The sequence below is a fragment of the Acinetobacter sp. TAC-1 genome (assembly GCF_029025845.1).
GTDB classification, from domain to species: Bacteria; Pseudomonadota; Gammaproteobacteria; order Pseudomonadales; family Moraxellaceae; genus Acinetobacter; species Acinetobacter guillouiae.
The window spans coordinates 1243369-1257600 of sequence record NZ_CP118892.1 but is presented as its reverse complement, the minus strand read 5'-3'; the positions used below and the strand labels follow the sequence as shown (position 1 = coordinate 1257600).

General features: G+C 37.8%; 15 protein-coding genes. 7 read left to right on the top strand and 8 right to left on the bottom strand.

What is annotated here, in order from left to right; genetic code table 11:
- Positions 1-126: 126 nt before the first annotated feature.
- The 8 genes from PYV58_RS05815 to pabC all read right to left on the bottom strand — a co-directional run bounded on the left by PYV58_RS05815 (position 127) and on the right by pabC (position 7055).
- Positions 127-900 carry a helix-turn-helix transcriptional regulator gene (locus PYV58_RS05815; protein WP_034616262.1) on the bottom strand — a complete coding sequence of 258 codons (774 nt, stop codon included), beginning with the start codon at positions 898-900 and terminating at the stop codon, positions 127-129.
- Between the two features lie 18 nt (positions 901-918).
- Positions 919-1299 carry a hypothetical protein gene (locus PYV58_RS05810; protein WP_034616260.1) on the bottom strand — a complete coding sequence of 127 codons (381 nt, stop codon included), beginning with the start codon at positions 1297-1299 and terminating at the stop codon, positions 919-921.
- Between the two features lie 108 nt (positions 1300-1407).
- On the bottom strand, positions 1408-2289 hold the full coding sequence (locus tag PYV58_RS05805) for a histone deacetylase (protein WP_034616257.1): 882 nt from the start codon (positions 2287-2289) through the stop codon (positions 1408-1410).
- A gap of 4 nt (positions 2290-2293) precedes the next feature.
- Positions 2294-3274: a hypothetical protein gene (locus PYV58_RS05800; protein ID WP_004823139.1), complete on the bottom strand. Its 981-nt coding sequence runs from the start codon at positions 3272-3274 to the stop codon at positions 2294-2296.
- Between the two features lie 488 nt (positions 3275-3762).
- On the bottom strand, positions 3763-4179 hold the full coding sequence (locus tag PYV58_RS05795; protein ID WP_004823140.1) for a PaaI family thioesterase: 417 nt from the start codon (positions 4177-4179) through the stop codon (positions 3763-3765).
- 391 nt (positions 4180-4570) lie between these two features.
- The gene (gene tmk / locus PYV58_RS05790) at positions 4571-5170 is read right to left on the bottom strand and encodes a dTMP kinase (protein WP_004823143.1); all 600 of its coding nucleotides are present in this window, start codon (positions 5168-5170) and stop codon (positions 4571-4573) included.
- A gap of 9 nt (positions 5171-5179) precedes the next feature.
- Positions 5180-6241 (bottom strand): endolytic transglycosylase MltG, encoded by a 1062-nt coding sequence (gene mltG / locus PYV58_RS05785; RefSeq protein WP_034612571.1) that lies wholly within the window; start codon positions 6239-6241, stop codon positions 5180-5182.
- Positions 6234-7055: an aminodeoxychorismate lyase gene (gene pabC, locus PYV58_RS05780; protein WP_034612569.1), complete on the bottom strand. Its 822-nt coding sequence runs from the start codon at positions 7053-7055 to the stop codon at positions 6234-6236. The genes mltG and pabC overlap by 8 nt, the downstream gene beginning before the upstream one ends.
- A gap of 163 nt (positions 7056-7218) precedes the next feature.
- Here pabC and PYV58_RS05775 point away from each other — a divergent pair, with 163 nt between their 5' ends.
- From PYV58_RS05775 to PYV58_RS05745, 7 genes are all read left to right on the top strand, one after another.
- The gene (locus tag PYV58_RS05775; RefSeq protein WP_004823146.1) at positions 7219-8229 is read left to right on the top strand and encodes a sulfate ABC transporter substrate-binding protein; all 1011 of its coding nucleotides are present in this window, start codon (positions 7219-7221) and stop codon (positions 8227-8229) included.
- 43 nt (positions 8230-8272) lie between these two features.
- Positions 8273-8878, top strand: coding sequence for an alpha/beta hydrolase (locus PYV58_RS05770; protein WP_034612566.1), 606 nt, complete (start codon positions 8273-8275; stop codon positions 8876-8878).
- Positions 8879-8958: 80 nt separating this feature from the next.
- Positions 8959-9792, top strand: a complete 834-nt coding sequence (gene cysT, locus PYV58_RS05765) for a sulfate ABC transporter permease subunit CysT (RefSeq protein ID WP_004717179.1) — start codon at positions 8959-8961, stop codon at positions 9790-9792.
- Positions 9789-10685, top strand: a complete 897-nt coding sequence (gene cysW / locus PYV58_RS05760; RefSeq protein ID WP_004717181.1) for a sulfate ABC transporter permease subunit CysW — start codon at positions 9789-9791, stop codon at positions 10683-10685. Before cysT ends, cysW begins: the two co-directional genes overlap by 4 nt.
- A gap of 10 nt (positions 10686-10695) precedes the next feature.
- Complete coding sequence (locus tag PYV58_RS05755; RefSeq protein WP_004823148.1) at positions 10696-11757, top strand: sulfate ABC transporter ATP-binding protein; 1062 nt, start codon at positions 10696-10698, stop codon at positions 11755-11757.
- A gap of 55 nt (positions 11758-11812) precedes the next feature.
- Complete coding sequence (locus tag PYV58_RS05750) at positions 11813-12742, top strand: CysB family HTH-type transcriptional regulator (protein ID WP_004717184.1); 930 nt, start codon at positions 11813-11815, stop codon at positions 12740-12742.
- Positions 12743-12995: 253 nt separating this feature from the next.
- On the top strand, positions 12996-14213 hold the full coding sequence (locus PYV58_RS05745; RefSeq protein ID WP_034612562.1) for an outer membrane protein transport protein: 1218 nt from the start codon (positions 12996-12998) through the stop codon (positions 14211-14213).
- Positions 14214-14232 lie beyond the last annotated feature (19 nt).

Below are 14232 nucleotides of genomic sequence, written 5' to 3'. Positions count from 1 at the left end.
CGTCTACCCAAATCAATTTAAATTTTTCAAGCTAAAATGCGACAGTGCAAATCTTTTTAATAATTCATAAAGTTATAAATTCATTTTGATAAAATGCAATAAATCCTTCTACTTAAAAATAAAACCTTATATTTGCTGCATATAATTTCGAGGAGAAAGCTGCATTATTTTCTTAAACATCACAATAAATGAGCTATCACTATCATAGCCTAATTTCATAGCAACCTGATGTACTGAATCTCCTTCTGTTAACCACTGTAATGCCAATACAACATGTAACTTTCTTCGCCATTGATTAATACTCATCCCTGTCGTTTGATGAAAAGTTCGTGTAAGGCTTCGTTCACTCATACAACATAATTTTGCCCATTCAGCCAAACTTTGATTTTGCTCAGGATATTTTAATAAATGGTGGGCCAATTTGACTAAACGAAGATCTTGTGGAATGGGTAAATAAAATGTTGGCTTTACAACTGATTGAATTTCATCTAACAAACATTGCTGCAAACGGAGGTCTTTTTCTGAAAGTACCGTATCAGACAAGGTTTCAACTCTTTCCAATAAGGCATTCAGTAAATTTGTCACTTGCAACATGGTGCAATTCGGTTCTAAAAGATGATCAAGTTGGGGGTCAATAAATGCAACATAGCCAGAAGAGACACCATAACTACTGACTTTATGTGGCACATTTGACGGAATCCATAGAGCATGTTGTGCTGGAACAACCCAAATACCAGACGGTGTTTCCACAGTAATTAAGCCATTAACCGTCATCATCAATTGGCTTTTTACATGTTGATGTGACGCAAGCTCCCAATCAGGAACTTGCTGTTGTATTTTTAATACAATAATTGCTTGGTCTATTTGATCTACAAAAAAAGGATCCACATTATCAAGCATGGTTTGCCTATATATTTATCACTTTAAAACAGCGTCGATGACTTTCTGCGCTTGTTGTTGATTGTCTACAATAAACATCGGATAGCCAGTAAACTTAATAAAGTTATTGGCAAATTTTTGCGTCTCTAGTCGAATATTTTCATCAGGTTCAATATGAATCAATGCTTTCACATATTGGGTTAAAATTTCACGTTTTGCTTTAACCCATGCTGCAACTTGCTTGCGTTCTTCATGATCATTTTTTTGTTCAGGAAAGGCCCCTTCACTGATAAAAACAAAAGTTTCTTTGCGACTCAATAATGATTCATAAATTGCAATTGTTTCATCAACTGAAACTGCATCTTCAGCTTGATAACTAATACGAACGATTGGAAAGTTTTCTAAATTTTGAATAAACATGATAACCACCACAAATGAGAATAATTATCATTGTATTGATTTATACAGATCGTACATTACTAAATTCAGCCAAAAAATACGGTATTCCAGCCAAATTTAACAGCGAGTTTAGTCTTTATTTTTTCCATAATAAATACGATGCGCTATATGAAAAGTTTCAGCATGTAATTTTGCTAAATCATCTAAGTTCTGATAGCCCCCTGCAAGTACAAACATGATCGGAATATTGTCACGTTTAGCAAGGTTAAACACCATTTCATCTCTTTTTTGAATCAACTCTGTCGTAAACCATGCTGAACCATAAGGATCTGCTTGATGACAATCCATCCCTGCCTGATAAATAATAATATCTGCTTTCCATTCATTGGCTCGCTGAAACGCTTCATGCAATGCCATGGTATATTGAGCAAAACTTCCATGCTTGGTATGAATGTGGCGGCTTTCCGCACGTTCATACGTGGGGTAGCCAAAAGCCAAACCGTAAATACTAAAATTATATAAATTATCTAATCTGCGGGTAAAATCAGCTGTCCCATCACCACCATGCTGATCGCAATCCAAAATAAAGATGCGCTTATTTGCATAATGTTGTGCAATTAATGCCAAACCATTAAAAGTACAATATGAGCCGCCATATTCATAATTGGCATGGTGAAACCCTTGCGCAATATTGGCGGCAATCCCATGTTGGAATGCCAGTTCAGTTGCCAACAATTGCCCAGCATTGATGGAGAGTACCGCATCCCTTAATTGTTCATTCCAAGGCTTAAAACCAGCAAACGTTGCCAGTTTTGCCGGTTGTCCTGTTAAAAAAGCCTCAACATATTTAGGCGAATGTAAGGCTTTTAAAATTTCTGGATCAATTTGTTGTGGTTCATGAAATTTATAATGATTAAATTGCTGTAGTTGCTCCGCGACTGCAACAAGTTTTTCCATGCTATTGGTATGTGTTTGAGCAAAATAGCGTGGAGAAAAACAAACATTTAACATAAAGCTATCCGAGACTGAGTGCTCTCAATTGTGATTTTGCAACATCATTGAGTTGTTTTATAAGTGTTGTGTCAGGACTAAACAGCCCATTATTCACTTGTTGTTCAAAATGTGTCGTAAATGCCCTTTGTCGATTCTCAGGTGAAATGGCTAAAGTGGTTAATCGCAAAAACCAAAAACCTTGAATCTCTTTATAAGGAATAATATAGCCTTTAAACTCTTGATTAGGGACTTTGTTGGCAATTTGTTCAATATCATAATCGACAGAAAATAAAGAACCAATCGGAATACGAATTCCATTCATCAATAAAGGTTGTAAATTTATACAGGAATGATTATCCCCCATGTTCATTTTTTCGATCAACAGCGGACGATTTTGATCATCTACAAAAATGTTGATTGAGCCTTGTCTTAACATGGAACGATGGGCAATCTTTAAGAAAAATGCTTCTGCCATTGGACATGAGCCCACTTTAGGCTTGCCGTCAAGCGTCGCAATTTCAACATAACCTGTTTCATCTGCTGTTTTGGGTAAAATCACATCTTCCAACATAGCGCAAATCACATGGCTTTCTTCTAATTGTGCTTGTTGCGATAAGCGTCTTAAGTTTGCTTGGATTGCAACTTCTTGTTCAACTAAGGCTTTAAACTCATCATCTTTGGCTTGAGTAAGAAAATTTTGAATCGATTTATTTTGATCTAAGTTATGCCAATCATCGATGTCTAATCCATAAGCATTTTTTTGCTCAAGGATCTTTTTTAATTTCTTAAAATCATAATCTTTAAATATTTTTAAATCAGTTGCTTCAACTTGATCACGCGGAAAATTAATGTACTCAGCCAATACGCGTGTAGCCTGCGTATAACCGCAACCACGGCGTTCAGTTTGATGTGAATAGTGTTCATTCAACATCTCCGTCAATTTATCTGATAAAGGAAAAACCTGTTCCTTAAACAAATCTACGACTTCATGACCTGATGACATATTCTTTATTCCATTTAATCTATATTAATTTTCAAAATAAACTATTTATTATGAATAAATTAGCATTATCCCTTGCAGAACTCAATATATCACTCAAGTTGTAATTGCATCTATATCAATCAATACAATTGATTGTTTATTATTCTTTTTGATATTCATGCTCACATCCCCATACATGATCTAAGTATCTATTAAAGATCTTTCATAAATCAAAAAATGACCATGTTGAGTAAATCAGATTGGTATTGAAAGACCCTTCTCCCTTTGGGAGAAGGCTAGGATGAGGGGGATTTTATGATGATCTATGGCTTTAAAAAGAACTAACGTAAGAAGTCTATTGTTAATGACGCTATAACCAAAAATATAGATTGATGATCAAAACAATTTAACCATCACTAAAAATAGTGAGCATTAACACACCATCAGAAAACCCAGTAAGGACTATAAAAAATTTCGTCCAATACGCATTTTTAAAATCCCTGAATGATTTATTTTTGTGGTGGAACAGAATACGTTCCTGTCACATGCGCAACAGGATCATCCGAATCTAAAGAATAAATCCAGACCTCACCGACAATTAAAGCTTTACCCACTTTCATCAATTTACACACGCCACGAATATCAACACCACCCGTTGGCTTGCGTAAAAAATTAATATTCATATTGGTCGTAACCGTCAAACCGACTAAACCAATTTCACCCATAATCGCAACATAAAGTGCAAAATCTGCTAGGGCCATCATGGTTGGACCTGAAACAGTTCCACCTGGTCGTATATCTTGATCACTGACGTGCCAAACCAAAGAAGCCCCTTTTTCAGTTACTTCCTCAATTTCGCAACGTTGTAAACTAGGTGAAAAAAATTGCTGTAAGAATTGTACGATTTCAGCTTTCGAGCTTTTCATAATTAAAGTCTTTATATCCCTGACCTAAAACAATATAAAGACTTTTGCCATTTAAAACACTAGGGGCTGTTGACAATTCGTCTATGTTTGCGACTACAAGTGTTTTTTAGGCAATACTAGGCACGAAATACGAAATTTAGTCATTCTAAATGAGTGGTTCGTAACGAAGTAGTGACAAAAAACACTTAAGTCCCGAAGGGTTGTGACTAAAATTATCTCAGTCTGCGTTATGAAACTCGAAAATAGTCTCGCTATTCTCTTCCTTTCATGCCTTGCCTGCTCAATTTTAGCCTCCAACGCAAGCCATTTATGAAATGCCAACAGCCCCTTTATCGTTCAAATCAATAGAATAAATTGCTCAATTTCACTTATTTAGAGGATTAATTGGTATTTATTTTAAGTAGCTCAACGCCTCAGCAAATACTTGCTCTGGTGCTTGAGTCGCATCTAAGCGTTTCATTCGTTGAGAATCACGCAAATGAATTTCAGAAAACCCACTGCGTACCGATTCAAAAAACACCACTTTTTCTTGTTCAAAGCGGTCTAATGCACCGCGTGCGCGGGCACGGTTCATTCCCAATTCAATTGGCGCATCCAACCAAAAAGTAATATCTGGCATTTTAGAAACAAAATTTTCATTGAGCAGCTGTAACTTATCTCGGCTTAAACCTCGACCTGCACATTGATAAGCAAAGCTTGAATCGACAAAACGGTCACAGAGTACAATCTTGCCCTCAGCCAAGGCAGGTAAAATCACAGCTTCCAAATGTTGTGCTCGTGCTGCATACATCAGCAATAACTCCGTGTCATTACTCATCTGTTCTTCATGATTGACCGACAGCAATAATGAACGGATTTGTTCAGCTAAAGGCGTACCACCAGGCTCACGTGTTAAAACAACCTGTTGACCTTGTTGTTGAAAGTAATCAAATAACTTTTGAATGAGCGTGGTTTTTCCTACACCTTCAGTACCTTCAAAACTTATAAACATGCTCATTCCTTAATTCTTAGACCGCATAACTTGAATATATTCTTGCACTGCACGATTATGATCATTCAGATTGGCTGTAAATTTGTGCCCACCATTACCTGTGGCAACAAAGTAAATGTTTTCAGAGTTATCTGGATGCATCGTCGCTTCAATGGCTTTTTTGCTTGGTAAAGCAATCGGTGTTGGCGGTAAACCATTGATCGTATATGTATTATAAGCACTCGGAGTACGTAAATCCTGCTTTGAAATCTTACCCGTATATTTATCACCCATCCCATAAATCACAGTAGGATCGGTTTGTAAACGCATGCCCAGTTTTAAACGACGATAGAACACACCTGAAACCTGACGTAACTCGCTGTCTACACTGGTTTCTTTTTCAATAATCGAGGCCATGATTAAGGCTTCATATTTATTTTTATAAGGTAAGTCTGGCGCACGTTTTTCCCAAGCTTCATCTAAAATTTTCATTTGACGTTGGTACAGGTCAGTCAAGATTTGCTTATCCGTTGCACCTTTATCAAAGAAATAAGTATCAGGCGCAAATAAACCTTCTGGGTGATCATAAGGAATATTTAAGGCTTTCAGCATTTCACCACTCGGAAGCTGAATCACCGATTTTTCAACCAATGGATCTTTTTTCAATGACTGAATTAATTGCTTCGCTGTCGTCCCTTCTATCACCAAAAGTCGACTCATCTGTGCATTTTCAATATTAGAAACCATTTCTAATACTTGGCGTACATTCATACCTTTAGTGACTTCATACACACCAGCTTTCATGGTGTCATGAATGAAAATTTTCCGATAAAGCTTAAGAATGATTGGAAAACTAACCTTATCTTCCTTGGCCAATTGATCAATAAAACCGGTATAGGTTTCACCATTTGAAATAGACAGCTTTTGTTTTTGACCCGTCACTGGATACGCTTTAAAAATACTCATTTTTAAAATGATTGCAGTCATGATCAAAAAAACAACCAGAACGATCACAATGCCTTTATAGATGTTATTGCTCACTTGGGCTTGAGTTTTCTTTTTAGATTTTGGCTTAGGTTTGGTTTTAGGCATGAGAATTAAACTGACTTAAATTTAAAGTATGAAATAACTCAACACAGGATTGAGTGTCTAGATGTTGATGACTCAACGTTTCGACCACTTTCATTGGACTGAGGGCATTGCAAAAGAACAGGCTTTGAAAATGTCGAATTTCATCCATATCGATAAAACGCTGTTCACAGGTGACACCATAATGTTGCATCCGTGACAAAATCTCGGCACGCATCACACCATGTACACCATTATAACGAAGTTCAGGCGTAATCCATCTATTGTTTATCCGAATAAAACAATTACTGCTCACACCTTCAACAACTGAACCTTGTACATCTGTGACTAATGCTTCTAACCAGCCTTTTGCTTGAGCTTCTTTTTTCAGTAACACTTGTTCTAAACGGTTTAAGGTTTTTAAACCCACCAAATTCGGCATCAATAAACCAATTGCTTGGTCCAATACACCACTGTGAATTAATTCAGGCTGGAAGCACGCGGTTGTTTTTGGATAATAAACCACATAAAGATCGGCCTCATGTTCAGGCATTGCATAGCCACGATCGCCATCGCCTCGACTAATGATGATCTTCAATGTACCGTTTAATATTCCATTTTTTTGTCTTAAACATTGTAGCGTCTGATCCAACAACTCAAAATTCACATCTAAAAATAAACGTTCAGCCGCCAACTTCAATCGAGCACGATGTAAAAGCTCCAACTCCATAACATCTTGATGTATTCGAACTGTGCTAAAACAACCATCTCCATAATGAAATGCTCGATCTAAAAGTGAAATAGAATCAACAAATTGAGCATTTTTAAAACAGATCATTAAGCAATTTCCTATGGCTTTGCACGAATACTATAAGCAATATCAGCATTTTCTTTTTCTCTTTTATTCATATAAAATTCGTTTTTTATTATTTTTTATGGATAAAGACTAGCGTTATCCTCACTCCATCTTACCGAACTTCAGAATTAAATGGGGCAAAAAAATGCAGTTCTCTAAACTTAAATTTGCTGTGGCAGCAGTACTGATCTCAACCACATCTTTCAGCGTTGCTGCAAAAGATTTTTTAAATGTATCTTATGATCCAACACGAGAATTGTACGATAACTTTAACAAACAATTTGCAACGTTTTGGAAATCTAAAACGGGTCAAGACATCCAGTTTAAACAATCACATGGTGGCTCTGGTAAACAAGCACGCGCGGTTATTGATGGTTTGCAAGCAGATGTAGTGACTTTAGCATTGGCCGCAGATATCGACGCAATTGCACAAAATACAAATTTATTGCCAAAAGACTGGCAGAAGAAATTCCCACAAAACTCTACACCGTACACATCAACAATCGTTTTCCTCGTCCGTAAAGGTAACCCGAAAGGCATCAAAGACTGGGGCGATTTGGTAAAACCAGGTGTAGAAATTGTAACACCAAACCCTAAAACTTCAGGTGGTGCACGCTGGAACTACTTAGCAGCATGGGCTTGGGCAAAACACAAATATGGTTCAGACGCGAAAGCACAAGAGTTTGTACGTCAAATTTATAAACAAACTAAAGTACTTGATTCTGGTGCACGTGGTTCTACGACGACATTTGCAGAACGCGGTATTGGTGATGTGTTATTGGCTTGGGAAAATGAAGCGTATTTATCTACACGTGAACAACCAGGTAAATTTGAAATCATTACCCCATCATTGTCGATCTTGGCAGAACCACCTGTCGCAATTGTTGAAAAGAATGCTGAAAAAGACGGTAACTTAAACTTAGCGAAAGCATATTTAAACTATCTGTATTCACCTGCTGGTCAAGACATTGCAGCGAAAAACTTCTACCGTCCGCGTAATGCAGCAATCTTGCAAAAGTATGCGACAACATTCAAACCATTAAAATTGGTCACAATTGATAAAGAGTTTGGTGGCTGGACTAAAGTTCAAAAGCAACATTTTGAAAACAATGGTGTTTTTGATCAAATCGTAAAAGCCAATGCAAGTAGCAAATAACTGTTTAAAATAAACTTAAGCGAAAGGAAACAGGAGCATAGACATGATTCATACAATTATTGTTCCAGGCGTTGGTGGTAGTGATAACGATCACTGGCAGTCTAAATTACAACGTGAACTCATGTCTTGCTCGCGCGTACAACAACAAGATTGGAACTTACCTATTCTTAAAGATTGGATTGCCCAATTTGTTGCGACTGTCGTCAATGCTACGCAACCTGTTCAAATTGTTGCACATAGTTTCGGATGTTTAACCACGGTTGCTGCTTTGGCTCAGCACCCTGAAATCGCAGCTAAAGTAAGAAAAATTATTTTAGTTGCACCAGCCAATCCAGCACGTTTTGGTGAGGCTGGTTTTGCTCGAAACAGTATGGGTGACTATGAAGCTTATTTTCACGAATTGAAAATCACAGTCCCTGCTGAAATGATTATTTCTGAAAATGATCCTTGGTTAAATTTTGAAGATGCACAGAAGCTTGCGAAAGCGTGGAAAATTCGACCTCGAAATTTAGGTCAGGTTGGACATATCAATGTTGCATCAGGCTTTGGACACTTTCCTGAAATTTATGATCATTTAATTTTTAATCAGCAAAATTTCTTTATCAGTAATGCTGATGACAACAAGTTGTTATTTAAATTTGCAATTTAATCATTGCCTTTTAAGCTTGCAAAATCGTTTTAAATTTGCTTATTGATTTCAATAAGCTTTCTCTCTTTTGAGGAGTCATCATGTCGCAGCGATCCCGAGTGCTGCCAGGTTTTGGTCTTTCACTAGGCTTCACCCTAGCGTATCTATCATTAATCGTACTGATACCACTGTCTGCCGTATTCATAAAATCATTAGGCGTAGGTTGGGATGGTTTATGGGAAATCTTGAGCTCTGAACGTATTTTAAAATCATTACAGCTCAGTTTTACCACCGCCCTAATTGCAGCTTTGATCAATGTCATTTTCGGCTTTTTATTGGCTTGGTGCTTAGTCCGTTATTCATTTCCTGGTAAACGTATAGTAGATGCATTGGTGGACTTACCCTTTGCATTACCTACAGCGGTCGCAGGTATTGCGTTAACTTCGTTATATGCATCAACAGGTTGGATTGGTCATTTGCTTGAGCCTTTAGGGATTAAAATTGCCTATACCTCACTGGGTATTACGCTTGCTTTAATTTTTATTGGTATTCCTTTTGTGGTTCGTACAGTACAGCCAGTTTTAAGTGATCTTGAAACTGAGCTAGAAGAAGCCGCTTCTGCATTGGGTGCAAATCGTTTTCAGATCGTGACAAGAATCATTTTACCGATTTTGTTTCCGGCCTTACTGACTGGCTTTGCATTGGCATTTGCTCGCGGTGTGGGTGAATATGGTTCGGTCATCTTTATTGCAGGCAATATTCCTTACGAAACTGAAATTGCTCCGTTAATGATCATTACCCGTCTTGAAGAATATGATTATGCAGGTGCGACGACAATTGCAGTGGTGATGCTGGTGATTTCTTTCTTTATCTTGTTCCTGATTAACTTGGTACAAGCTTGGGCAAGTCGCCGTACAGGGAGAACAGCACGATGAGCTTAAATACCAACAGCAATGCTTTGGCTGAAAAACTGCAATCTCGTGATGCGACACGTGAACCAGCTTGGGTACGTAATACCCTACTGATTATTGGTCTGATTTTCTTTTTAGGCTGCTTAATTCTACCGTTGGTGCTTATTTTTGTTGAAGCATTTAAACAAGGGATTCAAGTCTACTTTGCCTCACTGGTTGACCCTTATACCCTGTCTGCAGTCAAACTCACATTATTGACTGCAGCCATTGCAGTACCTTTGAATGTGATTTTTGGTGTTACAGCAGCATGGTGTGTTGCCAAGTTTAATTTCCGTGGAAAATCATTCCTAACCACCATTATTGATACGCCATTCTCAGTCTCACCGGTGATTGCTGGTTTAATGCTGGTTTTGATCTTTGGCTCTCAAGGTTGGATTGGATCATGGTTAATTGAACATGATATTAAAATCCTCTATGCGACACCGGCCATTATCCTCGCAACTGTATTTATTACTGTTCCTTTTGTTGCACGTGAATTAATTCCATTGATGGAAGCACAAGGAACAGAAGAAGAAGAAGCTGCAATTGTGCTGGGTGCTTCGGGTTGGCAAACCTTTTGGAAAATTACCATTCCAAATATTAAATGGGGTCTCATTTATGGCGTGATTTTGTGTAATGCACGTGCCATGGGTGAGTTCGGTGCTGTATCTGTGGTTTCAGGTCATATTCGTGGCGAAACCAATACCTTACCGTTGCATATTGAAATTTTATATAACGAACCAAATTCGATTAGTGCTGCTTTTGCCGTCTCAACATTGTTAGCATTTTTGGCCATCATTACCCTAATTTTAAAAACATGGGTTGAATATCGCCAAGAAAAACAAGATCGCGAAAGTAAAGAATCAACTGTTTCTTAAGGAATTGCACATGAGTATTCAAGTTAAAAATATTGAAAAAAACTTCGGTGCATTCCATGCACTTAAAAACATATCGCTAGATTTTCCAGAAGGTCAATTGGTTGCCCTGCTTGGTCCTTCTGGCTGTGGTAAAACCACATTACTGCGTATTATTGCTGGTTTGGAATCAACGGATAGAGGACAAGTCATCCTTGAAGGTACAGATGCAACCAATATTCACGTGCGTGAACGTCAAGTTGGTTTTGTATTTCAGCATTACGCACTGTTCCGTCATATGACTGTTTATGACAATGTTGCATTTGGTTTACGTGTTCGTCCAAAGGCGACTCGACCAAATGAAACTGAAATCAAAAAACGTGTTACCCGTTTATTGGATTTGGTACAACTTGGTTTCTTGGCAGATCGTTATCCAGCACAATTATCTGGTGGTCAACGCCAACGTATTGCATTGGCACGTGCCTTAGCTGTTGAACCACGTGTATTGCTCTTAGATGAACCGTTTGGGGCCTTGGATGCCAAAGTACGTAAAGAATTACGTCGTTGGTTACGGACTTTACATGATGAATTACATATCACGTCAATCTTTGTAACCCATGACCAAGAAGAAGCCTTAGAAGTTGCTGATCAAATCGTGGTGATGAACAAAGGTGATATTGAACAGATTGGTTCACCGCGTGAAGTTTATGAAAAGCCTGCAACCCCGTTTGTATTTGACTTTTTAGGTCAAGCAAACCGTTTTGAAGGTGAAAACCATCAAGGCATCATTCAAATTGGTGAAGATCGCATCCAACTGCCTACGGCGACACAAACCGCAAATGGTAAAGTGATTGCCTTTGCTCGCCCAAATGAATTGAAAATTCACACGCAACCGACTGAAAATACAATTCAAGCAACCTTCTTACGTGAGTTGTGGATTGCGGGTAAAGTCATGGCAGAGTTACAAGATCGTCAAGGACAACTGATTGAAATTGCTTTAAATCCTGATGAAGCAAAATTACATCAATATCGACCAAATCAAACAGTTTGGGTAAGTGCATCTACACTTCACCTATTTGAAAATCAAGTCGCGTAATCGACGACAGGATGAATATTACCCCTATTCATCCACATTTGAGGTATCGAACATCATGAACTTTCAACAATTACGAATTATCCGAGAAACAGTTCGTCAAAATTACAACTTAACCGAAGCCTCTGCTGCACTTTATACTTCGCAATCTGGTGTCAGTAAGCATATTAAAGATTTAGAAGATGAATTGGGTGTACAGCTGTTTGTTCGTAAAGGCAAACGGTTATTAGGTTTGACAGAGCCTGGTCAAGCGCTGTTGAGTATTGTTGAACGCATGCTTATTGATGCTGACAATATTAAACGTCTTGCCGATGATTTTAATAAAGTTGATGAAGGTACGCTTACAATCGCAACAACACATACACAAGCACGTTATGTGTTACCACCGATTGTTAATTTATTTAAAAAAGCATTTCCCAAAGTTCATTTGATTTTGCAACAAGCCAGCCCTGTTGAAATCTCTGAAATGTTATTGCTTGGTTTGGCTGATATCGGTATTGCAACTGAATCTCTAACCACTGAAGATAATTTGGGCAGTGTATCTTTCTATAACTGGAAACACAGTATCATTACGCCACAAGATCACCCACTGACTAAGCTGAATCCTAAAGAGATTACCTTGGAAAAATTGGCTGAATTTCCAATTATCACCTATCACGGCGGTTTTACAGGACGTTCTAAAATTGATAAAGCGTTTGAAGATGCCAATTTAGATGTAGATATCGTCATGTCAGCACTGGATGCCGATGTAATCAAAACCTATGTTGAACTGGGAATGGGTGTCGGTATTGTCAATGATGTTGCTTATGACACAGAACGCGATAAACGTCTAAAACAAATCGATACTGATATTTTTGGTTTAAATACGACATGGATTGCGGTTCGTAAAGGCCACTTACTTCGTGGCTATGGCTATGAGTTTATTTCACTCTGCTCTCCAGAAGCCGATATCAAAGCATTGAAAAAAATCGCCTATCCTGATGATTAAACTTTGAGATAAATGATTAAGAAAGAAATGAAGTCATCAAGGAATAAATCGTCAATAAATAAACCATCAAATAGTCATGATGATCAAAGATAGAGAGCTACGGCTCTCTTTTTTATCATTTAAAAATTAAACACAAACTCTTAAGAATAATTAATCTATTTGATTTTATTTAATATTTTATTATAAGCATGACTTTTTAGTATAAAATTTAGTCTTATCTTTATCACTGATCAATTTATTTCGGGGGGAATGAATGAATTCTATTGCTTGGGGCTTAACCCTTGGAAGTTTTGTTCCTCTTTTTAGCCATGCCGCAGGTATGGAGAAATCTGACCAGTCTATCCTTGCTTTTTTAGAACCGAATCATTATGTAGAATTGTCTTATGCAGAGCTCTATGCAGATGTTTCAGGGCAACTCCCTCAACATGAGCAATTCAAACAACTCGGCGTTGAAGATTTTTCAACAGGCAACCTTGTCAACAATTACCACTTTGTCAATGCTACTGCAAAACTGCAAATGGCCCCACAACTTTCATTTGGACTGATTTATGATCAGCCTTATGGTGTTGATCTTAGTTATGAATATCGCCCACAGAGCTTTGCTGGAAAGCAACTTTTAGAGTCGGGGCAATTTAATTTTAAAAGTCAAAATCTTTCGATGCTCTTGGGTTATCAACCTAGTGCGAATTGGAATATATATGCTGGTGGCATTTATCAACAGTTCGAAGGTGAACTCAAAGTCTTTGGAGCAAACTATTCAGCGATGAGTGGCTATCATGCACAGCTAAAACAAAGTTCAGGTCATGGTTGGCTCGCAGGTTTAAGCTATCAAATTCCAGACTATGCAGTAAAAACTGCGATTACCTATCGTTCCAAGATCAATCATCAATCTGCAATCACTGAGGATGTTTCAGCGCAAGCTTTAAGTATTATTCCTTTTGCTAAAACACAAATCACCACGCCTCAATCCGTCAATATGGATCTTCAGACAGGTTTAACACCATCGAATATTCTTTATGGCAATTTGAGGTGGGTCAATTGGAAAGATTTTGAAATTCAACCAAGACAATTTGGTGCAGTGGTTAAGATTGCTGCTGAACAATACCCTGAACTGATCAAACCTTTTAATCTGATTGATTACAACAAGGATCAATGGTCTGCAAAGCTTGGGCTTGCGCATGTATTTTCACAGCAATGGGTTGCCACCACAGATATTTCATGGGACTCAGGCAATGCTAATCCCGCTGGAACACTCAATCCTTCAGATGGTTTTTATGCTTTAGGCTTGGGTGCTTTATATAACATCAATCCGCAGAGCTTTATTTCTTATGGGGTTAAATATTTTAAATTCAATAAAGCAAAAGTTAGCAACTTAGATGCCAATACTTCAATTGTCCAAAACTCAACGTTATCTGAAGTGGGCCATAATGATGCTTTTGCACATGGAATTCGAGTGGGCTATCGCTTTTGATTCATCTAAAAATTCAGCT